The following is a 23,755-nucleotide window of genomic DNA, read 5'->3' on the forward strand; positions in this document are numbered from 1 at the left end:
GTGAAGAAATGACTGGGCATGATACTGAAAGTGGGTTCAGTCTGCCAACAGTTTGGTGATTAATGCGTCATGTCGCTGCTTCTGGCGGCTCATACGCAGACGTTCTGCGCGAAGGATAGTTTTGAGATCGCTCAGCGCGGCATCAAAATCATCATTCACAATAAGGTAATCATATTCCGCGTAATGGCTCATTTCTGCAACTGCCTGCGCCATACGCTTCGCGATAACTTCTTCGCTGTCCTGGCCGCGACCACGCAGGCGGCGATCCAGTTCATCTTTCGATGGCGGTAAAATAAAGATACTGCGCGAATCAGGCATTTTCTTACGAATTTGCTGCGCGCCCTGCCAGTCGATATCCAGGAACACGTTCACGCCGGTCGCCAGTACCTGCTCAATGGTTTCACGCGAAGTACCGTAGTAGTTACCGAAAACTTCTGCGTGTTCAAGAAACGCGTCTCTGCCAATCATCGCTCTGAATTCGTCGTGATTCACAAAGAAATAGTGTTCACCGTGCACTTCACCCGGACGCGGTGCTCGCGTGGTGTGAGAAACAGAAACCTGCGTATCGTACAACGGTTGGGTTTTTAACAGTGCCTGAATTAGGCTGGATTTACCCGCGCCACTAGGGGCAGAAACAATATAAAGCGTGCCTTGAGCCATGAGAGTCTTTTGTATGTGTTAACGAAGAAGTCCTACATACGGGCTTATTATACACGTCGCCGCTGTGTGACGTAGCCTTTGTCACACTTTTTCCCGTGGATGATTAAATTTTGCGTGCCGTTTTCAGCTTTTACCTTCCTTTTGCTGCAATAAAAACAATGCGCTGAAGCGCGCTCGTAAAATGCAATTTTGCAGCTGGTCTGCGGCTCCCGGGCAGGGTATACCCTTCGCAAAACAGGGAGGGGTAATAATGGTGAAATGGATAAGCATACTGATGATCTTCTTAAGCAGCGGGGCGATGGCTATCTGCCCGGTCTGGTCACCGGCTAAAGCCGGGCAGGAGATCGCGGCCCTGAAGGCGCAGCTGACCCGCTGGAATGATGATTACTGGAAGCAGGGCAGCAGCGAGGTGAGCGACGACGTTTACGACAGGCTTAACGCCCGCTTAAAACAGTGGCAGCGCTGTTTTCACGATGAACCGCTGCACGACGATCTTCCAGCTGCCAGTGGGACGGTGAAACATCCCTTCGCCCATACCGGCGTGCATAAGGTAGAAAGCAAGCAGGCGCTTAGCCGCTGGATGGCGACGCAGCAGGATCTCTGGGTACAGCCAAAGGTGGATGGTGTTGCGGTCACCCTGGTCTACAAAAACGGCAAGCTGGTGCAGGCGATTAGCCGGGGCGACGGCTTACAGGGGGAAGAGTGGACGGCACAGGCGCGAATGATCCCCGCTATTCCGCAAACGCTGGCCGGGCCGCTTGCCAACAGCGTGTTGCAGGGTGAACTTTTTCTGCTGCGCGAGGGGCATATCCAGCAGCGGATGGGAGGGATGAACGCGCGTGCGAAGGTAGCGGGAGCGATGATGCGCGCGACCGATCGCGCAGCGCTGAAGCAGACAGGCATTTTTATCTGGGCCTGGCCGGACGGCCCAAAAGCGATGAAAGCACGCCTTTCCGCGCTGGCGGAGGCAGGTTTTACCCTGACGGCCCGCTATACCCTGCCGGTTAAAAACGCGGTTGACGTGGAGGCGCAGCGGACGGCCTGGTTTAAGGCTTCGTTGCCCTTCGCCACGGATGGCATTGTGGTTCGCGCCTCGGCAGAGCCGCCGGGCGAGCGATGGCTGCCGGGGGAAGGGAGTTGGGTCGTCGCATGGAAATACCTTCCTGTGGCCCAGGTGACGGAAGTCAAAGCGATTCACTTTACCGTTGGCCGTACCGGGCGGATCACCGCGATTGCGCAGCTTGAGCCGCTGATGCTCGACGATAAACGTGTACAGCGCGTCAGCTTAGGGTCGGTTAACCGCTGGCAGAGGCTGGATATTGCCCCCGGCGATCAGGTGCTGGTAAGCCTGGCGGGACAAGGTATTCCCCGGCTGGATAACGTGGTGTGGCGCAATGTGGATCGCCGTAAACCGCAGCCGCCCTCATCGCGCTATAACGGCTTAACCTGTTTCTATGCCTCCCCGGAGTGCATGGAGCAATTTTTTGCCCGGCTGACGTGGCTAAGTTCCAGGCAGGCGTTAGATATCGAAGGAGTGGGCGAATCAGGATGGCGGACCCTCTATCAGGCGCATCGGTTTGAGCACCTCTTCTCCTGGCTACAGCTCACGCAGGCGCAGCTCACCGCGACGGCGGGGATATCGGCATCGCATGGCGCTGTGCTGTGGCATCAGTTTAACCTGGCGCGGGAGCGTCCTTTTATCCGCTGGATCACCGCGATGGGAATACCGCTGGCCCGGTCGACGCTCAAGGCGGCAGGGGATCGCACCTGGCAGGCGCTGATTCAGCGAAGCGAAGCGGAGTGGCGGATGCTGCCGGGTGTCGGGCAGGAGAAGGCCCGCCAGATCGTAAACTGGCTGCATCAGCCTCAGATTGATGCCCTGGCAAAATGGCTGGCCGCAGAGCACATCGGTGGATTTTAATCTGCGTGCGCTCCTGAACAGACTGGCGAAGGGGCACACTTCCGCTGCCGTGAATAGCGTATTTATGAGACGCGGTTTATATACGCAATAATTATGAATATAAATGAATTATTCATGGTAAATATATTTTGAGGAAATGTTATCCCTGAACCCAGTTTCAGAATTTGCTCTGCTTGCGTTTTTATTTTCTTTGAGAGAACGCCTTAATTGATCTCAATCACTATTAATCGAGAGCAATAGCCGGGAATGAAGGAGTTATAGGTGATGCAGCCTGAGTGTTGATCGTTTTGTTGCTTTTAATTTCAGTAGGTTAACTATTTTATTAATAATATGTTGAGTGTTTTCTGGTTAACAATTAGTCATATTTATTCTGCCGGAAATCATTGCGTCAAATTATTATAAGAATTATCTTATCCAAAATTTTTAAGGTAGTTACCGCTGGGGTGCATTTCGCATCACTTCTGCGTTTTCCTTTCTTTTTGCGCCCCGTGAGGGGGTTAACTATCTGAACTCCAATTGAAGCAATTAAGGGTACCGAAATATATCCTGGCGGTTTATATGCGCTGGTGTTCAGAGCCCAGGGCTTTTACATGGATGATTTTCCGTCCCTGTCGGGCCGGAATTCAGCCCCGGGCTTTATGCCCGTTAACCGGGACCTGGTTTCCAGGTGCTCATATTTTCCTTCATTTGAATGAGGACCAAAAATGAAAAGGACGCTTTGTACAGTGCTGACGGCACTCACGCTGGCGACTGCCCTGCCTGCTATAGGCGCTACCACCGAAGCAGGTAGCACCAGCGCAGCAACAACCGGTACAACAACCGGAGCAACGGTGGGAACTACCGCTGGCACTACGGGGGGACTGGCGGCAGGCGCGATTGGGACAACCGCTGTTGTCACCACCGCTGCGATTGCCGGCGTAGCGACGTTAGCCGTTGTCGCGGCAAGCGACAGTGGCGATGACTCAGGCAATGGTACTTCCACGACGACAGTTACCCGCTAAGGCTGGTGCGCAAGGCGATATAGCCTTGCGCTGAACAGCGCAACGACTTGACCCGGTGGCGATATCAAAGCCGGGTATTTAATTGATTTCAATGTTATTTAATCAAGGATTTCTGGTGAGACTGTTTATTCTGCTCATCATGACTCTGCTGATCCAGGGATGTACGCCGAGCCAGCAGAGCATTATTGAGACCTTTAACGCCAGCCTGGACGGGCGCCAGGATGTGACGGTAACGGACGGGCAGATTCAGGTGCTCCCATACTCAACCATGTACCTGCGTCTGGATAATGGCCCGAGGATCCTGGTGGTTCTCGGATACATCGAACAGAGAAACAGTAAGTGGTTATCGCAGGATAATGCGATGATCGTCACGCATAACGGTCGCCTTATCCACACGCTCAAGCTTCCTTATAACCTGCTTGAGGTAACCAATCTTGAGCACGATCCGCTGCGCCACACGCCGCAGCTCCGCGACGGCAGCCAGTGGTCGCGTGATGTGCGCTGGCAGGAAGAGGGGCGGTATCGCTCCGCACACCTGACCTCGCGCTTCTCCCTGAGCGGGACGGAAAACCTGACCCTTGCCGGAAACACGCTACGTTGTCAGGTCTGGCAGGAGACGGTGCAGGCCGACGGCCTCGATCGTCGCTGGCATAACACCTTCTGGATTGATTCCGCCACCGGCCAGGTACGCCAGAGCGAACAGATGCTCGGCGCGGGCGTATTCCCTGTCGCCATGACGATGTTGAAGCCCGCCCCATGAACAGACTCAGAAAATGGTTACCTGGCGTAGGGCTATCTCTCTTCAGCCTGCCCGCCTTATGCGCAAGCGTCGTTACCGTGCATCAGCCGGGCAAAACGTGGTCTGCTGGACAGGCCGATACGCTCTCCCGGCTGGTCACCCAGCCGCAGCTGAACAACGTCTGGTGGCAGGGCGCTGTCATCGCAACCCCTTCCGCCACGCGGCGAGCGCAACAGACGCAACAGCAGGTGCTGGCGTCGCTTTCAGCCTGGCAGAATCGCGCCGATGACGAGCGGATCGCGACCATTCGCGCTGTCGCTACACAGACCCGCTCCCTGCGGATCGTCGGGCGGCAGTTTATCAGCCTCGATCCAGACGCCGTGCGTACCGACGCCCGCGGCGATCGTTCCCTTGAGGGCCGTTACGATCTGTGGGTCTCGCCTGCGCCCCGCACCGTCACGCTGATGGGGGCGGTCGCCACACCGGGGAAACTGGCCTGGCGTCCGGGCGCAAGCATCAGGGATTACTTACAGGGGCAGCTGCGGCTGGCTGGCGCCGACAGGAATAACGTGACCGTTATCGATCCTGACGGCAGTACGGTTGTTGCGCCGGTGGCGTACTGGAACGCACGCCATATTGAAGCAGAGCCGGGCGCTGTTCTGTGGGTGGGGTTTGATCCCCGGGCGGTGCCGGACGATTTTACCGGTCTGAATGAGCAAATCGTTGCGCTCCTGACGCGGCGGATACCTGACTGATGAACAAACTTTTTTTACTGAGCGGCCTTGCTCTGGCGATCTCTTCTGCCTGCCACGCGGAACTGCGTACCTGGCCCGATCCGACCGGACCTTCACAGTCCGACTTTGGCGGCACCGGCCTGATGCAAATGCCCGACGCGCGCTTTGGTCGGGAAGGGGAATTCAGCGTCAACTACCGCGATAACGACCAGTATCGTTTTTACTCCTCTTCGGTCGTGCTCTTTCCGTGGCTGGAAGGGACGATTCGTTATACCGACGTCCGCACCCGCAAATATAGCAGCGACGAGGATTTCAGCGGCGATCAAAGCTACAAGGATAAGTCGTTCGATTTTAAGGTTCGTCTGTGGGAAGAGGACTATAGCCTGCCGCAGGTGGCGCTCGGCAAGCGCGATATTGCGGGCACCGGCCTGTTCGACGGTGAATATCTGGTTGCCAGTAAAATGGCCGGACCGGTCGATTTTACCTTTGGAATAGCCTGGGGATATCCCGGTAATAGCGACAACGTGGGTAACCCGCTGTGCCACGACAACAATAAGTATTGCACCCGCGGCGAATCACATGATGCCGGGGATATCAGCTTTAGCGATATGTTTCGTGGTCCGACGTCGCTGTTTGGCGGCCTCCAGTATCAGACGCCCTGGCAGCCCCTGCGCCTGAAGCTCGAGTATGACGGCAACAATTATGCCGATGATTTTGCCGGCTCCATTAAGCAGTCGAGCCATATCAACGTGGGGGCAGTCTATCGCGTTGCCGACTGGGCCGATCTCAACCTCAGCTACGAGCGCGGCAATACGCTGATGTTTGGCTTCACCCTGCGGACCAACTTTAACGATCTGCGCCCCGCGCTGCGTGATAACCCGAAACCGGCCTGGAAACCGGCACCGGCAGGCGAGACGCTGGACTATACCTCGGCGGCAAACCAGCTCACCGCGCTTAAGTACAACGCAGGCTTCGATGCGCCGGAGATCCTTCAGCACGGCAATACCTTATACATGACCGGCGAACAGTATCGCTATCGCGATCCGCGCGAAGCGGTGGATCGCGCCAACCGTATTCTGATCAATAACCTGCCCGACGGGGTCGACACGATCGCTATCACCCAGCGGCGTGACCATCTGCCGCTGGTCACGACGCAAACCGATGTCACCAGCCTGCGCAAACAGCTGGCGGGACAGCCGCTCGGCCAGGAGGAGGCGCTCAGGCAGCAGCGCGTCGAGCCTGTGGATACCACAGCGTTCGGGCGCGGCTACCGTATTCGCGCCGATCGCTTCAGCTACAGCGTCAAACCGACGCTGGCGCAGTCGCTGGGCGGTCCGGAAGATTTCTATATGTTCCAGGTGGGGTTGATGGCCAGCGCCAGCTACTGGCTGACCGATCGTCTGCTGCTCGACGGCGGCGTGTTCGCCAACCTCTATAACAACTACGACAAGTTCAAATCCTCGCTGCTTCCCGCTGACTCCAGCCTGCCGCGCGTCAGAACCCATATTCGCGATTATGTCAGCAATGACGTCTACATCAACAACTTACAGGCCAACTATGTCGATGCGCTGGGGCACGGCTTCTATGCCCAGATTTATGGCGGCTACCTCGAAACCATGTACGGCGGTGTGGGAGTAGAGGCGCTCTGGCGCCCGCTTGATAGCGACTGGGCGCTGGGCGTGGATGCGAACTACGTCAAGCAGCGCGACTGGGACGACATGATGCGCTTCACCGACTACAGCGCGCCAACCGGATTTATCACCGCCTACTGGAACCCGGCGAAGCTCAACAGCGTGCTGATGAAGCTGAGCGTCGGGCAGTACCTGGCGAAGGATAAAGGCGCCACCCTCGACGTCGCGAAGCGATTCGACAGCGGCGTGACGGTAGGCGCCTGGGCGGCGCTGACCAACGTCTCGAAAGAGGATTATGGCGAAGGTGGCTTTAGCAAAGGCTTCTACATCTCGATCCCGCTTGATCTGATGACGATCGGCCCAAATCGCAACCGGGCGGTGGTCTCGTGGACGCCTCTCACGCGTGATGGCGGCCAGACGTTAGGCCGTAAATATCAGCTCTATGACATGACGTCAGAACGCGAAACCCCGGTAGGGCAGTAGTACCGGATGAAACAGGCATTACTTAACCAGATGATTTTCCTGAATGAAAAACGTTAAATTTTCCGTGCTTGCGTTGGCTATGATGGCGTTAAGCGGTTGTACTATCGTACCGGGCCAGGGACTTCGCACCCAGGGCAAAGATATTATCGATCTGCCTGACAGCAATTACGATCTGAATAAGATGGTCAACGTCTATCCGCTCACGCCGGGGCTGGTGGAGCAGTTGCTGCCTGGCAAAGTCGACTCCCGCGCGAATCCTGAACTGGATCGCCAGCTTCAGAACTACCAATATCGCATCGGCGTCGGCGACGTGCTGATGGTTACCGTCTGGGACCACCCGGAGCTGACCACCCCCGCAGGTCAGTACCGTAGCGCCAGCGATACGGGCAACTGGGTGAATGCCGATGGCACGATCTTCTACCCCTATATCGGCAAAATCCGCGTCGTCGGCAAAACGCTGGCCCAGGTGCGCGATGAGATCGCCGCCCGGCTGGACTCGGTGATTGAGAGCCCGCAGGTGGATGTCAGCGTCGCGGCGTTCCGCTCGCAAAAAGCCTACGTGACGGGCGAAGTGGCTAAGTCGGGCCAGCAGCCCATCACTAACATTCCGCTGACCATAATGGATGCGATCAATGCGGCAGGCGGCCTGACGTCGGAGGCGGACTGGCGCCACGTGGTGCTGACCCATAACGGCCAGGACACGCACATTTCTCTCTACGCGCTGATGCAGCGCGGCGATCTCACCCAGAACAAACTCCTCTATCCGGGCGATATTCTCTTCATTCCCCGTAATGACGACCTGAAAGTGTTTGTCATGGGTGAGGTGGGTAAACAGAGCACCCTGAAGATGGACCGTAGCGGCATGACGCTGGCGGAAGCGCTGGGTAATGCGCAGGGCGTAAATCAGGATATGGCCGACGCCACGGGGATCTTTGTGATTCGTCCGTTGCAGGGCAAGCAGAACGGCAAAATCGCCAACGTCTACCAGCTTAACGCCCGGGATGCCACCGCGATGGTGTTGAGCACCGAATTTCAGCTTGAGCCTTACGACATCGTCTATGTCACCACCGCGCCGCTGGTGCGCTGGAACCGCGTGATCTCTCAGCTTGTGCCGACCATTACCGGCGTACATGACCTGACTGAAACAGGGAGATATATCAGAACATGGCCAAACTAACGTTTAACGCCATCCTGGTGATCTGTACCGGCAATATCTGCCGCTCCCCCATTGGAGAACGGCTGCTGCGCCAGCTGCTTCCCACCGCCCGGGTCGATTCAGCGGGAATTTGTGGCCTGGAAGGGCGCACCGCCGATTCACAGGCGACAGAGATCGCCGCCGAACGCGGCACCCAGCTTGAGGGCCACGTGGCGCGCAGGCTCACCCCCGCCATGGTGCGCGACTACGATCTGATTCTGGCGATGGAGCTGGAACATATCGAGCAGGTCACGGCTATCGCACCGGAGGCGCGCGGCAAAATGATGCTCTTTGGTCACTGGACGGGCAGAAAAGAGATCTCGGACCCCTACCGTAAAAACCGGGACGCATTTGAATATGTTTATGGGCTGCTGGAGCAGGCCAGTCTGGAATGGGCGAAACGGCTCAGTTAATCACACGGGATAGTTACGTTTTATGTCAACAAATAACCTTCATGCCCATGATGCGTCTGCCGCGAATAACGAGATCGATCTGGTGCGCCTGTTGGGTGAGCTGCTCGACCACCGAAAATTTATTCTCATCCTTACCACGCTGTTCACGCTGGCGGCACTGCTTTATGCGCTCTTTGCCACACCGGTTTATCAGGCCGATGCGCTGATACAGGTGGAACAGAAGCAGGGCAACGCGCTACTCAGTAACCTTAGCGAGTTCATCCCTGACTCCTCGCCGGAGTCGGCGCCGGAGCTTCAGCTTCTCCAGTCGCGCATGATCCTCGGTAAAACGATTGATGACCTGAACCTGCGCACGCAGGTCAGTGAAAACTATTTTCCCCTTGTCGGACGCGGCTGGGCGCGGCTCACCGGGCAACAGCCTGGCATCCTCGATGTCAGTATGCTCAATCTTCCCCCTGTCGCGGGCCGGGCGCAAAAGCTGACGCTGACCGTCGGCGAGAAGGGCCACTATCAGCTGGAAGGCGATAACGTGACGTTACAGGGCGTTGTGGGACAGCCGCTGAGCGCGGCGAATATCGCCATTACCATTGCCGATATCCAGGCGAAGCCGGGTACGCAATTTACAATTACACAGCTGAGCGAGCTGGAGGCCATTGACGCGCTACAGCTGCGTTTTTCCGTGAGCGAGCGCAGCAAGGACAGCGGGATGCTTGGCCTGACCATCACGGGGGAAGATCCCGATGAGATGGCGCGCGTGCTTAACTGCATCGCCGATAACTATTTACAACAGAACGTGGCTCGCCAGGCGGCGCAGGATGCGAAAAGCCTGCAATTTTTGAAGCAGCAGCTTCCGCAGGTGCGCAGCGAGCTGGACCAGGCCGAGGAGAAGCTCAACCGCTATCGCCAGCAAAATGACTCCGTTGACCTGAACCTAGAGGCAAAAGCGGTGCTGGAGCAGATTGTAAATGCGGACAATCAGCTCAATGAACTGACCTTCCGGGAAGCGGAAATTTCGCAGCTCTACAAAAAAGATCACCCCACCTACCGGGCGCTGATTGAGAAACGCCAGACGCTGGAGCAGGAAAAAAACCGCCTGAATAAACGGGTATCGTCCATGCCGTCGACCCAGCAGGAGGTGTTGCGCCTGAGCCGTGATGTGGAGTCGGGACGCGTTATCTACCAGCAGCTGCTTAACCGCGAACAGGAGCTGAGCATCGCCCGGTCGAGCGCAATTGGTAACGTCCGCATTATCGATCCGGCCGTGACCCGGCCACAGCCAGTCAAGCCGAAAAAAGCGCTGGTCGTCGTTCTGGGGGTTCTCCTGGGTCTGTTCGTCTCTGTGGGCTGGATCCTGGCGCGCAGTATGCTGCGTATGGGCATTGAAACGCCGGAGCAGCTGGAGGAGCATGGGATTAACGTCTATGCCACCGTACCGCTGTCGGAATGGCTGGCTAAAAAGATGCGTTTGCGCAAAAAAGACTTTATGTCCTCAGGGCTGCGCCATAAGACCAAACATATCCCCTTCCTGGCGGCGGATAACCCGGTCGATCTCTCCGTGGAGGCGATTCGCGGCCTGCGCACCAGTCTGCATTTTGCGATGATGGAGTCAGCGAACAATATACTGATGATCTCTGGCGCCACGCCTGACAGCGGTAAAACCTTTGTCAGCAGTACCCTGGCGGCCGTCGTGGCGCAGGCGGGCCAGAAAGTGCTCTATATTGATGCGGATATGCGTCGCGGGTATGCCCATGATCTGTTTAAGCTCGACAATACCTGCGGCTTATCGGAGATGTTGTCCGGTAAGGCGGAGTATACCCAGGGCGTTCAGACCTTCGATAAAGGCGGGTTCGATACCATCGTGCGCGGGCAGATCCCCCCTAATCCGGCGGAGCTTCTGATGCATACGCGTTTCCAGCAGCTGCTGGACTGGGCGAATGAACGCTACGATCTGGTGATTATCGATACGCCACCGATCCTGGCGGTCACCGACGCGGCTGTTGTCGGCCGTCGCGCAGGCACCACGCTGTTGGTCGCCCGCTTCGGGATGAACAGCGTGAAGGAGATGCTGGTCTGTGTACAGCGTCTGGAGCAGAGTGGCGTCAATACCAAAGGGGTGATTCTCAACGGCGTCGTTAAGCGGGCAAGCAACGCTTACGGCTACGGCTATCATCACTACGGTTACAACTACTCGAGTAACTGATTATCCGGCGCCTGCCCGTTCTGACATTAATGCGCATTGTGTTTGTAATGAAAAACGGGAAGGCCCAGCTTAAGGCGCAATGCCAGCATACGCGCGGTGAATCCAAACAGCAGGGTGGAGATAACAACCACATCGTGGCTGGTGACATAGTGCTGCAAGGCGACATAAAGCACTGCCGCGGCAAAGGAGATGCCGGCATACAGTTCCTTCTGGAAAACCAGCGGGATACGCTTGCAGAACATATCCCGCAGCACCCCGCCAAACACGCCCGTGATCACGGCAGCGATGGTGGCGATAACCGGGCCTTCACCCATATCGAGAGCGATTTGTGCGCCAATGATGGAAAAAACAATCAGCCCAAGCGCATCCAGCACCAGGAACACGCGGCGCAGATGAGGCATCACCGGGGCCACAATCGTGGTTAGCACGGCTGCCGTTGCCACGATAATGACGTACTCAGGGTTTTTTACCCAGCCGAGCGGATAATGGCCAAGCAGGATATCGCGCACGGACCCGCCGCCGAGCGCGGTGGCTGTGGCAATGATAATCACGCCGAAGGTGTCCATACGGCGACGTCCGGCAGCGAGCGCGCCGGTCATGGCTTCTGCGGTAATGCCAATAAGATAGAGAATGTGAAGCAGCATAAACCCTCCGGAATGAAGAGGAGGAGATTAGCGATTTGTGCGGAAGATCACGATTGAGATTTTCTAAGGCGAGGGGGTTTGCCCTACAGAAATTTATCAACGCATGCCTGGCGGGCTTGTGATAAGGCGGGAGGAAAAGAAAGTAAGGCTAAATAAGGATTAGAAAAAGTAATGGGTGGTGTGCGAGGCAACACCACCCTGAAAGGAATTACTCGATATTCTGGATCTGCTCGCGCATCTGCTCAATCAGGACCTTCAGCTCAATCGCTGAATTGGTTACCTCTGCATTGATAGACTTAGACGCCAGCGTGTTCGACTCGCGGTTGAACTCCTGCATCATAAAGTCGAGACGGCGGCCTACCGCTTCTTTCTTCTTCAGAATGTTGTAGGTCTCTTTAACGTGCGCTTCCAGACGATCCAGCTCTTCAGCCACGTCCACACGCTGCGCCATCAGCACCAGCTCTTGTTCCAGACGGTTGTTTTCCAGCTGAACTTCCGCCTCTTCCAGTTTGGCGACAAGACGCTCACGCTGCCATTGCAGCACTTCTGGCATATGAGCGCGCACTTTAGCGACTTCGGCGCTCACGCCTTCAAGGCGTTGCTCAATCATCGCTTTCAGCGCCTGGCCTTCGGTTTCGCGGGCAACGATAAAGTCGTCCAGCGTGCCATCGAGTGCAGCCAGGATTTCAGCGGTAATCGCGTCCAGATCCTGCTCTCCGGCGGCCATCACGCCAGGCCAGCGCAGAATATCAACCGGGTTGATCTCGCCTTCATCGCTTTGCATTTTGACCCAGTTCGCCGCATTAACCAGCTGTTTTGCCAGCTTTTCGTTCAGGATCAGTTCGCCCTGTGCGCTGGCATCGGGCTCAAAACGCAAATTACATTCCACTTTCCCGCGGGTCAGACGCGTACGGATACGCTCACGCACCACAGGCTCCAGGCTGCGGAACTGTTCCGGCATACGGAAATACGTTTCCAGATAGCGCTGGTTTACCGAGCGCATTTCCCAGGTAGCGCTACCCCAGCTACCCTTGATTTCACGCCGGGCGTAGGCGGTCATACTGCGGATCATAGACATTCCCGTTTTTAAAGGAGAGATGGGGGGATTATAGCTTTCAGGGGCTTCTCAGGATAGGAATAAGCGTCCTTTATCCGTATAATGCGCAGCCACATTCGTTTCAAGCCGGAGAATCCATCATGCGTCCAGCAGGTCGTAGCGCCAACCAGGTGCGTCCCGTCACCCTGACCCGTAACTATACAAAACACGCTGAAGGCTCCGTGCTGGTTGAGTTTGGTGACACCAAGGTGCTTTGCACCGCGTCCATTGAAGAGGGCGTGCCTCGCTTCCTGAAAGGTCAGGGCCAGGGGTGGATCACCGCCGAATACGGTATGTTGCCGCGCGCAACCCATACCCGTAATGCCCGTGAAGCGGCAAAAGGTAAGCAGGGCGGCCGTACTATGGAGATCCAGCGCCTGATCGCGCGTGCGCTCCGCGCCGCGGTTGACCTGAAAACGCTGGGTGAGTTCACCATCACGCTGGACTGCGACGTGATCCAGGCCGATGGTGGCACGCGTACGGCCTCTATTACCGGTGCCTGTGTGGCGCTGGCAGATGCCCTGAACAAGCTGGTTGCCGCCGGTAAGCTGAAAACCAACCCAATGAAAGGGATGGTTGCTGCTGTCTCCGTTGGTATCGTTAACGGCGAGGCGCTTTGCGATCTGGAATACGTTGAAGATTCTGCCGCAGAAACCGACATGAACGTGGTGATGACCGAAGATGGTCGCATCATTGAAGTGCAGGGTACGGCAGAAGGCGAGCCATTCACCCACGAAGAACTGCTCACCTTGCTGGCGTTGGCCCGAGGGGGAATCGAATCTATTGTAGCGACGCAGAAAGCGGCGTTAGAAAATTGATTTTAAGGCGACCAATGAGTCGCCTTTTTTTTGCCTGTAAGACTGAAAAGACAAAGGAGCAAATCCATGAAATCGTATCAGCGCCAGTTTATTGAGTTTGCGCTTAACAAGCAGGTACTTAAGTTTGGCGAGTTCACGCTGAAATCCGGGCGTAAAAGCCCGTATTTCTTCAACGCCGGGCTGTTTAATACCGGGCGCGACCTGGCACTGTTAGGCCGCTTCTATGCCGAAGCGCTGGTGGATTCCGGGATTGATTTCGACCTGCTGTTTGGCCCCGCGTACAAAGGCATTCCAATCGCAACCACCACGGCGGTAGCGCTGGCGGAGCACCATGACCGCGACGTACCGTACTGCTTTAACCGTAAAGAGGCCAAAACCCACGGTGAAGGCGGCAATCTGGTAGGCAGTGCGTTGCAGGGGCGTGTGATGCTGGTGGATGACGTGATCACCGCAGGTACCGCGATCCGTGAATCGATGGAGATTATCCAGGCTAACGGCGCAACGCTTGCGGGTGTGCTGATTTCGCTCGATCGTCAGGAGCGCGGGCGCGGCGACATCTCTGCTATTCAGGAAGTGGAGCGCGATTATGGCTGCAAGGTCACGTCGATTATCACGCTGAAAGACCTGATTGCGTATCTGGAAGAGAAGCCTGAGATGGCTGATCATCTGGCGGCGGTGCGTCAATACCGCGAAGAGTTTGGCGTATAATTCAATTGCCCGGCGGCGCTACGCTTACCGGGCCTACCCGTTCGTAGGCCGGATAAGGCGAAGCCGCCATCCGGCGATGGCGTTACTGTAACTGAGCAGCCACTAACGGCCAGCGGGCGTCAAAATCGTCCGTTGGTCGATATTTAAACTCGCTGCGCACAAACCGGGAGAGCATCCCTTCGCAAAAAGCCAGGATCTGGCTTGCCAGCAGGGTCTCATCCGTATTATATCCCTCGCCTTCCCGCATTTTCTTCTCGCGCAGAACCTGACGCAGCTGGGCTTCGATACGCTCAAAAAGCTGGTTTATACGGCCTTGCAGACGATCCTGTTCAAACATCAGCGCGTGGCCGGTCAGAATACGGGTCAGACCCGGGTTACGTTCACCAAAGCCCAGAATCAGCAGCACAATCAGACGCAGACGCGTGCTGGTGTCTTTTTCATCCTTCAGAATCAGGTTGATGCGCGTGATCAGGCTGTCTTCGATAAACTCGATCAGGCTGTCAAACATCCGGGTTTTGCTCGGGAAATGACGATACAGCGCCGCCTCTGACACGCCCACAGAGGCCGCCAGTTTTGCGGTGGTGATGCGTTGACTGCCGTCGCTGGATTCAAGCATCAGAGCCAGAGATTGAAGTATTTCTTCGCGACGATTCCTTTTCGCGGTTTGTTTTTCTGCCATGTTACAAAATACCCCTGAAAATAAGCACTTGTCAGGCTGGCAACCACACAGCGACCCGCAAACTGACGTTTGCGGTTTGTTATTGCATTATGGCGCTGTGAGATGCGTGTTTGTCGGGCGGTTATTTGCGCCCGGAATGGCCGAAGCCGCCTTCGCCACGGTCGGTAGCGTCGAAGTCTGCCACCAGGTTAAATTCTGCCTGCACCACCGGTACAAACACCATCTGCGCGATACGCTCGCCCGGCTCAATGGTGAAGTTGTCCTGGCCACGGTTCCAGACGGATACCATCAGCTGACCCTGATAGTCAGAATCGATCAGGCCGACCAGATTACCCAGCACGACGCCATGCTTGTGGCCCAGGCCAGAGCGCGGCAGGATCACCGCTGCCAGTGACGGGTCAGCAATGTGAATCGCCAGCCCGGTCGGGATCAGGGTCGTTGCACCCGGCGCCAGTTCTACGGCGTCATCAAGACAGGCGCGCAGGTCAAGACCGGCAGAGCCGGAGGTGGCATACGTTGGCAGCGGAAATTGCTCGCCAACGCGCGGGTCCAGAATCTTAACGTCGATTTTTTTCATCATAACGGGTAACGATCTCGTCCAGTAAGTGTTGGCCCAGGAGTTCTTTGCGCTCAAGCGGTAAGACTTTATCTCCATCCTGCCAGAAAAGGTGCAATGCGTTGCTGTCGCTGTTAAATCCTTGCGTGGACAGCGATACGTCGTTCGCGCAAATCAAATCGAGGTTTTTGCGGGTACGTTTTTGCCGGGCATATTCTTCCACATTATTCGTTTCTGCGGCAAACCCAACAACGTAAGGTCGATGAGTTTTCAATGCGGCGACACCGGCAACGATATCCGGGTTCTTCACCATTTTTATTGTTAATTCATCACCTTGCTTTTTAATTTTAGCGTCGGCAATGGTTTCGGCGCGGTAATCAGCGACGGCCGCACAGCCGATAAAAATATGCTGCTGTTGAGCATGTGCCTGTACGGCGGCTTCCATTTCCAGCGCGGTCGTTACATCAATACGCTGCACAAACGCAGGGGTGGTAAGCGACACCGGGCCGCTCACTAGCGTGACGTTCGCGCCGCGTTTGGCTGCCGCGGCAGCAATCGCAAAGCCCATTTTGCCTGAGCTGTGGTTGGTGATGTAACGCACCGGGTCCAGCGGCTCGCGCGTGGGGCCCGCGGTAATCATGATGTTGAGATGTTGAAGATCGTTGACAGGCGAGAAATGGGCGGCGGCCATATCAACAATCGTCAATGGGTCGAGCATACGCCCTGGCCCAACGTCGCCGCAGGCCTGGCTGCCACTGTCCGGTCCCCAAATCAGCAGGCCGCGCGAGGCCAGCGTGTCCAGATTATGCTGGGTAGCGGCGTTGCGGTACATCTGCTGGTTCATTGCGGGCACAACCGCGACGGGCGCAGGCGTGGCGAGGCAAATGGTCGTTACCAGATCGTTCGCCATACCGGCTGCCACGCGGGCAATTAAATCTGCCGTGGCGGGGGCAAGGATAACCAGATCGGCCCATTTCCCCAGCTCAATGTGGCCCATTGCGGCTTCGGCTGCCGGGTCGAGCAGGCTGTCGGATACCGGGTATCCCGAGACGGCTTGCAGGCTCAGCGGGGTGATAAAGGCTTTGCCGCCTTCGGTGATCGCGACCCGTACGTCGGCCCCGCGCTCGCGCAAACGGCGCACCAGGTCTGGTGTTTTATAGGCAGCAATACCGCCGCTGACGCCAAGAACGATTTTTTTACCGGCCAGGCTCATCATGATTCTTTCCTGTTGGGTTTCACCAGAGAGCGGGCATTTTATCACAATCCCTAAAACGGGGTGATGATGTCCTTAATTCACTTTGCGAGGCGTTACGCAAGAACGAAATGCCAGCGTCGAACCCCGAATTTGCCTGTGGCAGCATAATGGCAAACAGAAGGAGGCCGGGCATGGAAGAGACTGAACTGCTGTTACCGCGTGAAAAAATGCTGCGTCATGGCGTCACGTTGTTAAAGGACGACGAGCTGCTGGCGCTCTTTTTACGCACAGGCACGCCGGGGAAAACGGTATTTACGCTGGCGAAAGAACTGATAGACCATTTCGGTTCACTGTATGGATTGCTGACCGCTGAGCTGGAGGCGTTTACGCACGTTGAGGGCATTGGCGTGGCGAAATATGCCCAGTTACGGGGCATTGCCGAGCTGGCCCGGCGATTTTACAACGTGCGTATGGAGGAAGAAGACCCGATCCTTACCCCCGACATGACCCGCGAATTTCTGCAAAGCCAGCTCTCCGATCTGGAGCGGGAGATCTTTATGGTGATCTTTCTCGACAACAAAAACCGGGTACTGAAACATACCCGCCTTTTTTCGGGAACATTGAGTCACGTTGAGGTGCATCCGCGTGAAATTGTGCGGGAAGCGATAAAAGTGAATGCAGCCGGCGTGATCCTCGCGCATAATCACCCCTCTGGCTGTGCAGAACCAAGCAGAGCTGACAAAGCAATTACCGAACGTATTATCAAATGCTGTCAATTCATGGACATTCGTGTGCTGGACCATCTGATAATTGGCCGCGGAGAGTACATTTCTTTTGCCGAACGTGGCTGGATTTAGGCCTTTTCTCGCGATCCATCGGGATCTTTGTCTGTTCGGGACTTGAGCACACCGCCGAGTCAGCGTATACTACGCCACCTTTGAGAATCTCGGGTTTGGCATTTGGGCCTGGCAATCGAGAGTTCAATAGAACTATGCGATGACCGGGCTGTAAAGCCTGACGAGGCGCCGATACCCCATACGAAGCTCGAGCTAATTTGATTTTTGGAGAATAGACATGTCCCGAGTCTGCCAAGTTACTGGCAAGCGTCCGGTGACCGGTAACAACCGTTCCCACGCACTGAACGCGACTAAACGCCGTTTCCTGCCGAACCTGCACTCTCACCGTTTCTGGGTTGAGAGCGAGAAGCGTTTTGTCACCCTGCGCGTATCTGCTAAAGGTATGCGTGTAATCGATAAGAAAGGCATCGATACAGTTCTGTCCGAACTGCGTGCCCGTGGCGAAAAGTACTAAGTACTTAAAGAGGAAATAAATCATGGCTAAAGGTATTCGCGAGAAAATCAAGCTGGTTTCTTCTGCTGGTACAGGTCACTTCTACACCACCACGAAGAACAAACGTACTAAGCCGGAAAAACTGGAACTGAAAAAATTCGATCCAGTTGTACGCCAGCACGTACTGTACAAAGAAGCTAAAATCAAATAATTTTAGTCTCCTTGTATTGAAAAACCCCGCAACTGCGGGGTTTTTTGCATTCTGCATCTCAACGGAGGAACCATGCCTGAATTACCAGAGGTAGAGACCAGCCGCCGCGGCATTGAGCCCCATCTGGTTGGCGCGACTATTCTTCATGCTGTCGTTCGCAACGGGCGTCTGCGCTGGCCGGTGTCCGATGAGATCCACGCGTTAAGCGACAAACCCGTCCTGAGCGTGCAGCGCCGCGCGAAATACCTGCTGCTGGAGCTGCCTGACGGCTGGATCATTATCCATCTGGGCATGTCGGGAAGCCTGCGCATCCTCACCGAAGAGTTGCCTGCGGAAAAGCACGACCACGTTGATCTGGTGATGAGTAACGGCAAAGTACTGCGTTACACCGACCCGCGTCGCTTTGGCGCATGGCTGTGGACCAAAGAGCTGGAAGGACACAACGTGCTGGCGCATCTCGGACCTGAGCCGCTGTCAGAGGCGTTTAACGCGGATTATCTCAAAGAGAAGTGCGCGAAAAAGAAAACCCCGATTAAACCCTGGCTGATGGATAACAAGCTGGTGGTGGGCGTGGGAAATATCTATGCCAGCGAATCGTTGTTTGCCGCCGGGATCCATCCCGATCGGCTGGCCTCCTCGCTGTCGGCGCAGGAGTGCGAGCTGCTGGTCAGAGTAATTAAAGCGGTACTGCTGCGCTCAATTGAGCAGGGCGGGACGACGCTGAAGGATTTCCTGCAAAGCGACGGGAAGCCGGGCTATTTTGCGCAGGAGTTGCAGGTTTATGGCCGTAAGGGTGAGCCGTGCAGAGCCTGCGGGACGCCGATTATTGCCACGAAGCACGCTCAGCGCGCCACGTTTTACTGCCGTCAGTGCCAGAAGTAGGGTTACTTTAGCTTTTCCATCAACGCCTGGTGGACGTTAACCGGCAGGAAGTGGGTAACGTCCCCGTGATGGCGCGCCACCTCTTTCACCAGTGAGGAAGAGATGAAGGACCACTCTTTGGAGGGCATCAGGAATACGCTCTCCAGCTCCGGCATCAGATGGCGGTTCATGTGTGCCAGCTGCATCTCATATTCGAAGTCTGCTACCGCGCGAAGACCGCGGATCAGGATATTGGCCTGCCGGTCACGGGCAAAGTTTGCCATCAAGTCGCTGAATCCGACGACCTCAACATTCGACAGATGCGAAATCGCATCGGTGGCAAGCTGCACGCGTTCGTTCAGGTCGAACATCGGCTTTTTGCTCGGGCTGGCGGCAATGGCCAGAATCACCTTGTCGAACATACACGCCGCACGGGTGATGATATCAAGATGACCGTTAGTGATCGGATCGAAGGTACCCGGATAAATCGCTTTTGTGCTCATGGCTCACGTTTTCTCTGAGTAGCCGCGGTTCAGCGCCCACAGCTCGGTGTATTTGTTGAAAGTATACTGGGCATTCACTACGGCCAGTAACCAGCCCTGTTTGCCGTCCAGCACGCCGCCACGCAGCAGCAGCGTTTTCAGAAACGCGCCCAGCGTGTGGGTGAAGATGCCGGTCAGCGTGGCCTTCTTGCCGCGCGTATGCCGCTCCTGTGCCCAGGCGGTGGCATAGTTCAGCTGTTTCCGCTGGAAGCTGGCGAAATCGCGGCAGGTCAGATGAAGCAGATCGCCCGTCAGAGGGATGACCTGAGCGCTATCGCAGGCCAGAGATTCATGGACCAGGTTGTCGTTGTACTGATAACGCTCGCGCGCATAGAGGCGCATCACGCGGTCGGGGTACCAGCCGCTGTGGCGCATAAAGCGGCCCAGGAAATAGTTACGACGCGCGATACTGTAGACCGCGCCGGGCTGTGGCGCGGCAAGCACCGTTTGAATGGCCTGTCGGAGTTCCGGGGTGACGCGCTCATCGGTATCGATCATCAACACGTAATCGCCCGTGGCGTAACCCTGCGCACGCTGGCGCTGAATACCGTAGCCCTGCCAGTCGGTGTCGGTAAAGACTTTTGCCCCGGCTGCACGGGCAACGTCCGCCGTGTTGTCCGTACTTCCGGAGTCGAGAATGACGATTTCGTCAGCCCAGGCAACAGAGGCCAGGCAATCCGGAAGCAGGTCGGCGGCGTTTTTGGCGATCATCACGACCGACAGACGCGTTGACATTAGTGGCTCCGCTGCGGCAGGTAAGGTTGCAGAAGTTGCAGCAGACGGGTCAGTGCGCCCTGGTTCTGATGCAGGACTTCAACGGCGTGACGACCGTACCACAGGCGGTAATCTTCGTCAGTCAGAAGGGTAGAGACCTCTTTGACCACCGAATCCGCGTCGGTCACGGTGATTAAGCCATCGGCTTGCTGCAATTTCGCGCAGATATCTTTGAAGTTAAACGTGTGTGGCCCCATCAGTACGGGGATGGCGTGGGCTGCTGGCTCCAGCGGGTTATGACCACCGCGCTCCACCAGGCTTCCGCCAACGAATGCAAGATCGGCGATCCCGTACAGCAGCATCAGTTCGCCCATCGTATCGCCAATCACCACCTGCGTGCTGCCAGAGGGGATTTCGCCGCTGCTGCGCAGGGTGAAGCTGAAACCGCCTTTTTGCACCATCTCGCGGGCATCTTTAAAACGCTCAGGATGGCGAGGAACCAGAATCAGCAGTAAATCAGGGAATTTTTCCAGCAGCTGGCGGTGAGCCTGAAGAATAATGGCTTCTTCGCCATCATGGGTGCTGGTGGCAATCCAGACCTGGCGACGCGGCGCCCACTGACGACGCAGCGTTACCGCACGGGCGGCGAGTTCAGGGGTGACGGAAATATCGAACTTCAGGCTACCCGTGACCGCAAGCTGGTTGCGCTTCAGGCCGAGGGCGATAAAGCGCGCGGCATCTTCTTCGTTCTGCGCGGCGATCAGCGTGATTTTGCTGAGCAGGCGACGCATAAATTTACCCAGCTTGCCGTACCCTTTCGCCGAGCGTTCCGACAGACGCGCGTTGGCGATAACCAAAGGAATTTTACGGGCATGCAGGGCGGAAATCATATTCGGCCACAGTTCGGTTTCCATGACGATCACCAGTTTAGGGCGCACGGTATTCAGGAAACGGTTCATGGCGCAGGGGAGATCGTACGGCAGGTAGACGTGATGCACGTCTTTACCGAAGGCAGACATCACGCGCTCTGAGCCGGTTGGCGTCATCGTGGTGACGGTGATGGGCAGTGACGGATAACGGTGGCGCAGGGCACGCACCAGTGGAATGGCGGCCAGCGTTTCCCCGACTGACACGGAATGCAGCAGAATACCGTCCGGCGCCACTTTATTGCGGCAGTAGCCATAACGTTCGGCCCAGCGTTTACGGTACGCAGGCGCTTTACGGCTACGAAGCAACAGTCGCAGCCACACCAGTGGCTGAATGATGTAGAGCAGGGCGGTATACAACAATTCCAAGCGATTATCCGTTTTTTTAGTTTCGGCCGGGAAATTCTAAGCATTTAAGCGTGCTAAAGCTATCTCTTATGCCAGATACCGTTTTAAACGGAAGTAGCGCCGGCCCAGGCGCCAGCGCAAACGCGGGCTTTTGGCACTTTTCCAGATGAGCTTCCAGATCCCGGTGTCGAAGAACTCTTTGATTATCATTGATTTCTTCGCCTCATCCTTCATGTTGTCGAAGGTATGAATAATTCCCAGACCCTCTTTAGCGATTTGCCAGTAACAGGCCGGGATATTTTTCACTTTATCCGGGTAGCGCTGGTTAATGGCATCAAGCATCTTCAGGATCTTCATATAATGGCGCGCAGAGCGAATCAGCGTGTCGTCATTATCCGGGGTGTGCGATACCGAGGCGGAGTGAATGTAGTAGTCGTAAAAGCGTTCGCTGGTGTACTGAACGCGTTCCGCGGCAAGCAGCACCTCAGTCGTCCACGGGATATCCTGATGGCGCAGGCCTGGCTCGAAACGGAAGCCGTGCTGACGAATAAAATCGTGACGATAGATATTCAGCCAGGTCACATGCAGGAACTTACGTGAATCCAGCGCCTTTTTTAACCATGCCGCGCCATTCATGACGCCCGTTGAGGCGAGCTTATCTTCAGGGAAGATAGGGCGAGACGGTTTTTTGTTATTTTCCCAGACGTAGTTGCCATTGCAGGTGGCGACATCCAGGTTCTGCGTGACGGCCATATCCAGCAGACGCTGGTACATGCCGGGTTTGAAGACATCATCAATATCCGGGAAAGAGAGATACTGCCCGGTCGCAACGGCCAGGCCAGTATTACGCGCGATGGACACGCCCTGATTAGGTTGTTCAATAACCTGCATCTTTGGCAGCTTTTCGCGCCATTTTTCGACAATCTGCATCGAGCGGTCAGTGGAACCGTCATTCACGATGATGACTTCCATACTGTCGATGTGTTGATTTACAAGGCAGGTAAAGAACTGATCGAGAAAAGCTTCACCGTTATAAACGGCCACCACCACGCTTAATAAAGGCGCTGAATTTTGCATATGAAACCTGATTATTTTTGGTTGTCGACCAAAGCAATGTATTGCTGGCAAATGGCGTTGATACCGAACGATGCGATCGTTTCGCGATCAACAACCGGCGGAGAGGCATACAGTTCTGCCAGTGTTTTCGCCAGTGATTCGTCGGTTAACGCTGTCAGACCACGCGCCAGGGGGCCAGTAAGGATCTCAGCAGGGCCGCCAGGGCAGTTTGTACTCACCGGTGGGGTCTGACAGATAATGGACTCTACCAGTACATTACCAAAACCTTCGCAGTCGGAACTTAACACTAAAAGGCGTGCCCCTTTGATCCACGGGTAGGGGTTGGTTTCGAACGGGCGGAAGACGATCTTGTTTTCAATTCCCAGCTTAGCGGCAAGCTGTTTGAGCTGATTTATTTTCGCGTCAGAACCTTTGCCCATCAACACCAGCGATGCGTCGATCTTGCTCAGCGCGAACGCCCGCAGCAGCCTGTCGTGACGTTTGTGTTCATGAAAACGGCCAACATGGATAATGTAATCCTGCCCCTGCATCTCAAAGGGCGCTTCCGCCAGACGCTGAATTTCAGGGATATCAAAGGGGTTATGGATAACCGCTTTGCGCCGCAGGGGGATCGCGAGTACTTCAGACAGATCGTGCAGCACGGCGCCGGATACCGCCACCACGTTGCGGTTTTCATAGGTATGACGGATTTTATAATGCTTAAACCAGCGAGAAAGCCCGCTGCGATGGCGCAAATAGGAGAAGGAGAACATCCCGTGTACGCAGAACCAGACCTTATCCCGATCCAGCACGCGGCTGTGCGCCACGATACGGTCGGTTTTATGCAGATGTGAGAACACGACGTCAAATTTACCGCTGCGTTCTGCCTGCTCGATGGCGCGATCCAGCAAACGGGCGCGACGCGGGATCTCGGTCAGCTTCCGCCAGGGTTTTTTACAGGTATCCTGCACAACCTGAAAATCGATGCCTTCTGGAATGGCGTAGTCGCACACCTTCCGTAAGGAGAAAAGGGTGACCTGATGCCCCACTTCTGTCAGTCCGCTGGAGAGGGTAAGAACCGTCTTTTCGGCTCCTCCACCGGGTAAACCATCAATAATCATTAGGATGCGCATT

The 23,755-nt window shown here is 55.9% G+C and carries 25 protein-coding genes; 14 read left to right on the forward strand and 11 right to left on the reverse strand.

Annotated elements, in window-relative coordinates; all coding sequences use genetic code 11:
* Positions 1-36: 36 nt before the first annotated feature.
* On the reverse strand, positions 37-660 hold the full coding sequence (gene gmk / locus ACWKXX_RS12820; RefSeq protein WP_006177710.1) for a guanylate kinase: 624 nt from the start codon (positions 658-660) through the stop codon (positions 37-39).
* Positions 661-910: 250 nt separating this feature from the next.
* On the opposite strand from gmk, the gene ligB reads away from it, so the two are divergent.
* From ligB to etk, 8 genes are all read left to right on the forward strand, one after another.
* On the forward strand, positions 911-2,581 hold the full coding sequence (gene ligB, locus ACWKXX_RS12825) for an NAD-dependent DNA ligase LigB (RefSeq protein ID WP_261665839.1): 1,671 nt from the start codon (positions 911-913) through the stop codon (positions 2,579-2,581).
* A 704-nt stretch (positions 2,582-3,285) separates the two neighbouring features.
* A complete protein-coding gene (locus ACWKXX_RS12830) occupies positions 3,286-3,582 on the forward strand; it encodes a hypothetical protein (protein WP_017383628.1) in 297 nt (98 codons plus the stop codon).
* A gap of 115 nt (positions 3,583-3,697) precedes the next feature.
* Entirely contained in the window at positions 3,698-4,342 is a 645-nt protein-coding gene (locus ACWKXX_RS12835; RefSeq protein ID WP_032620684.1) for a YjbF family lipoprotein, read from the forward strand.
* Positions 4,339-5,076, forward strand: coding sequence for a capsule biosynthesis GfcC family protein (locus ACWKXX_RS12840; RefSeq protein ID WP_023302877.1), 738 nt, complete (start codon positions 4,339-4,341; stop codon positions 5,074-5,076). Before ACWKXX_RS12835 ends, ACWKXX_RS12840 begins: the two co-directional genes overlap by 4 nt.
* A complete protein-coding gene (locus tag ACWKXX_RS12845) occupies positions 5,076-7,169 on the forward strand; it encodes a YjbH domain-containing protein (RefSeq protein ID WP_072201427.1) in 2,094 nt (697 codons plus the stop codon). Before ACWKXX_RS12840 ends, ACWKXX_RS12845 begins: the two co-directional genes overlap by 1 nt.
* Positions 7,170-7,212: 43 nt before the next feature.
* Positions 7,213-8,346: a polysaccharide export protein gene (locus ACWKXX_RS12850; protein WP_023295705.1), complete on the forward strand. Its 1,134-nt coding sequence runs from the start codon at positions 7,213-7,215 to the stop codon at positions 8,344-8,346.
* Positions 8,334-8,777 carry an arsenate reductase/protein-tyrosine-phosphatase family protein gene (locus tag ACWKXX_RS12855; protein WP_261665838.1) on the forward strand — a complete coding sequence of 148 codons (444 nt, stop codon included), beginning with the start codon at positions 8,334-8,336 and terminating at the stop codon, positions 8,775-8,777. Before ACWKXX_RS12850 ends, ACWKXX_RS12855 begins: the two co-directional genes overlap by 13 nt.
* A 22-nt stretch (positions 8,778-8,799) precedes the next feature.
* On the forward strand, positions 8,800-10,977 hold the full coding sequence (gene etk / locus ACWKXX_RS12860; protein ID WP_017693966.1) for a tyrosine-protein kinase: 2,178 nt from the start codon (positions 8,800-8,802) through the stop codon (positions 10,975-10,977).
* Positions 10,978-11,003: 26 nt separating this feature from the next.
* Here the strand turns inward: etk and ACWKXX_RS12865 are convergent, their stop codons facing one another.
* Complete coding sequence (locus tag ACWKXX_RS12865; RefSeq protein WP_015570045.1) at positions 11,004-11,621, reverse strand: trimeric intracellular cation channel family protein; 618 nt, start codon at positions 11,619-11,621, stop codon at positions 11,004-11,006.
* Between the two features lie 208 nt (positions 11,622-11,829).
* Positions 11,830-12,693, reverse strand: a complete 864-nt coding sequence (locus ACWKXX_RS12870; protein ID WP_003860907.1) for a YicC/YloC family endoribonuclease — start codon at positions 12,691-12,693, stop codon at positions 11,830-11,832.
* A gap of 125 nt (positions 12,694-12,818) precedes the next feature.
* On the opposite strand from ACWKXX_RS12870, the gene rph reads away from it, so the two are divergent.
* Together rph and pyrE are read left to right on the forward strand one after the other, a co-directional pair.
* Positions 12,819-13,535, forward strand: a complete 717-nt coding sequence (rph, locus tag ACWKXX_RS12875) for a ribonuclease PH (RefSeq protein WP_015570044.1) — start codon at positions 12,819-12,821, stop codon at positions 13,533-13,535.
* A gap of 66 nt (positions 13,536-13,601) precedes the next feature.
* Positions 13,602-14,243 carry an orotate phosphoribosyltransferase gene (gene pyrE / locus ACWKXX_RS12880; RefSeq protein WP_015570043.1) on the forward strand — a complete coding sequence of 214 codons (642 nt, stop codon included), beginning with the start codon at positions 13,602-13,604 and terminating at the stop codon, positions 14,241-14,243.
* Positions 14,244-14,325: 82 nt separating this feature from the next.
* Here pyrE and slmA read toward each other — a convergent pair whose 3' ends face one another.
* The 3 genes from slmA to coaBC all read right to left on the reverse strand — a co-directional run bounded on the left by slmA (position 14,326) and on the right by coaBC (position 16,691).
* Complete coding sequence (slmA, locus tag ACWKXX_RS12885) at positions 14,326-14,922, reverse strand: nucleoid occlusion factor SlmA (protein ID WP_003860901.1); 597 nt, start codon at positions 14,920-14,922, stop codon at positions 14,326-14,328.
* A gap of 121 nt (positions 14,923-15,043) precedes the next feature.
* Positions 15,044-15,502 carry a dUTP diphosphatase gene (dut, locus tag ACWKXX_RS12890; protein WP_045350353.1) on the reverse strand — a complete coding sequence of 153 codons (459 nt, stop codon included), beginning with the start codon at positions 15,500-15,502 and terminating at the stop codon, positions 15,044-15,046.
* Positions 15,480-16,691, reverse strand: a complete 1,212-nt coding sequence (gene coaBC, locus ACWKXX_RS12895) for a bifunctional phosphopantothenoylcysteine decarboxylase/phosphopantothenate--cysteine ligase CoaBC (protein ID WP_168728665.1) — start codon at positions 16,689-16,691, stop codon at positions 15,480-15,482. Before coaBC ends, dut begins: the two co-directional genes overlap by 23 nt.
* A 173-nt stretch (positions 16,692-16,864) precedes the next feature.
* On the opposite strand from coaBC, the gene radC reads away from it, so the two are divergent.
* The 4 genes from radC (at position 16,865) to mutM (ending at position 19,056) form a co-directional block, all read left to right on the forward strand.
* Positions 16,865-17,530, forward strand: a complete 666-nt coding sequence (radC, locus tag ACWKXX_RS12900; protein WP_006812419.1) for a RadC family protein — start codon at positions 16,865-16,867, stop codon at positions 17,528-17,530.
* Positions 17,531-17,747: 217 nt separating this feature from the next.
* Positions 17,748-17,984, forward strand: a complete 237-nt coding sequence (gene rpmB / locus ACWKXX_RS12905) for a 50S ribosomal protein L28 (RefSeq protein WP_002436699.1) — start codon at positions 17,748-17,750, stop codon at positions 17,982-17,984.
* A 22-nt stretch (positions 17,985-18,006) separates the two neighbouring features.
* The gene (gene rpmG, locus ACWKXX_RS12910; RefSeq protein WP_003024094.1) at positions 18,007-18,174 is read left to right on the forward strand and encodes a 50S ribosomal protein L33; all 168 of its coding nucleotides are present in this window, start codon (positions 18,007-18,009) and stop codon (positions 18,172-18,174) included.
* A 72-nt stretch (positions 18,175-18,246) separates the two neighbouring features.
* Positions 18,247-19,056, forward strand: coding sequence for a bifunctional DNA-formamidopyrimidine glycosylase/DNA-(apurinic or apyrimidinic site) lyase (gene mutM, locus ACWKXX_RS12915; RefSeq protein ID WP_003860879.1), 810 nt, complete (start codon positions 18,247-18,249; stop codon positions 19,054-19,056).
* Between the two features lie 2 nt (positions 19,057-19,058).
* Here mutM and coaD read toward each other — a convergent pair whose 3' ends face one another.
* The 5 genes from coaD to ACWKXX_RS12940 form a co-directional block, all read right to left on the reverse strand.
* Positions 19,059-19,538 (reverse strand): pantetheine-phosphate adenylyltransferase, encoded by a 480-nt coding sequence (coaD, locus tag ACWKXX_RS12920; protein WP_015570040.1) that lies wholly within the window; start codon positions 19,536-19,538, stop codon positions 19,059-19,061.
* Positions 19,539-19,541: 3 nt separating this feature from the next.
* Positions 19,542-20,312 (reverse strand): glycosyltransferase family 2 protein, encoded by a 771-nt coding sequence (locus ACWKXX_RS12925; protein ID WP_015570039.1) that lies wholly within the window; start codon positions 20,310-20,312, stop codon positions 19,542-19,544.
* Positions 20,312-21,586 (reverse strand): lipid IV(A) 3-deoxy-D-manno-octulosonic acid transferase, encoded by a 1,275-nt coding sequence (gene waaA / locus ACWKXX_RS12930; protein WP_003860874.1) that lies wholly within the window; start codon positions 21,584-21,586, stop codon positions 20,312-20,314. The genes ACWKXX_RS12925 and waaA overlap by 1 nt, the downstream gene beginning before the upstream one ends.
* A 66-nt stretch (positions 21,587-21,652) precedes the next feature.
* Positions 21,653-22,642, reverse strand: coding sequence for a glycosyltransferase (locus ACWKXX_RS12935; protein ID WP_023302883.1), 990 nt, complete (start codon positions 22,640-22,642; stop codon positions 21,653-21,655).
* A gap of 11 nt (positions 22,643-22,653) precedes the next feature.
* Positions 22,654-23,754 (reverse strand): glycosyltransferase, encoded by a 1,101-nt coding sequence (locus tag ACWKXX_RS12940; protein WP_023302884.1) that lies wholly within the window; start codon positions 23,752-23,754, stop codon positions 22,654-22,656.
* Position 23,755: the final 1 nt, after the last annotated feature.

It is taken from the genome of Enterobacter sp. UPMP2061, from assembly GCF_053709615.1.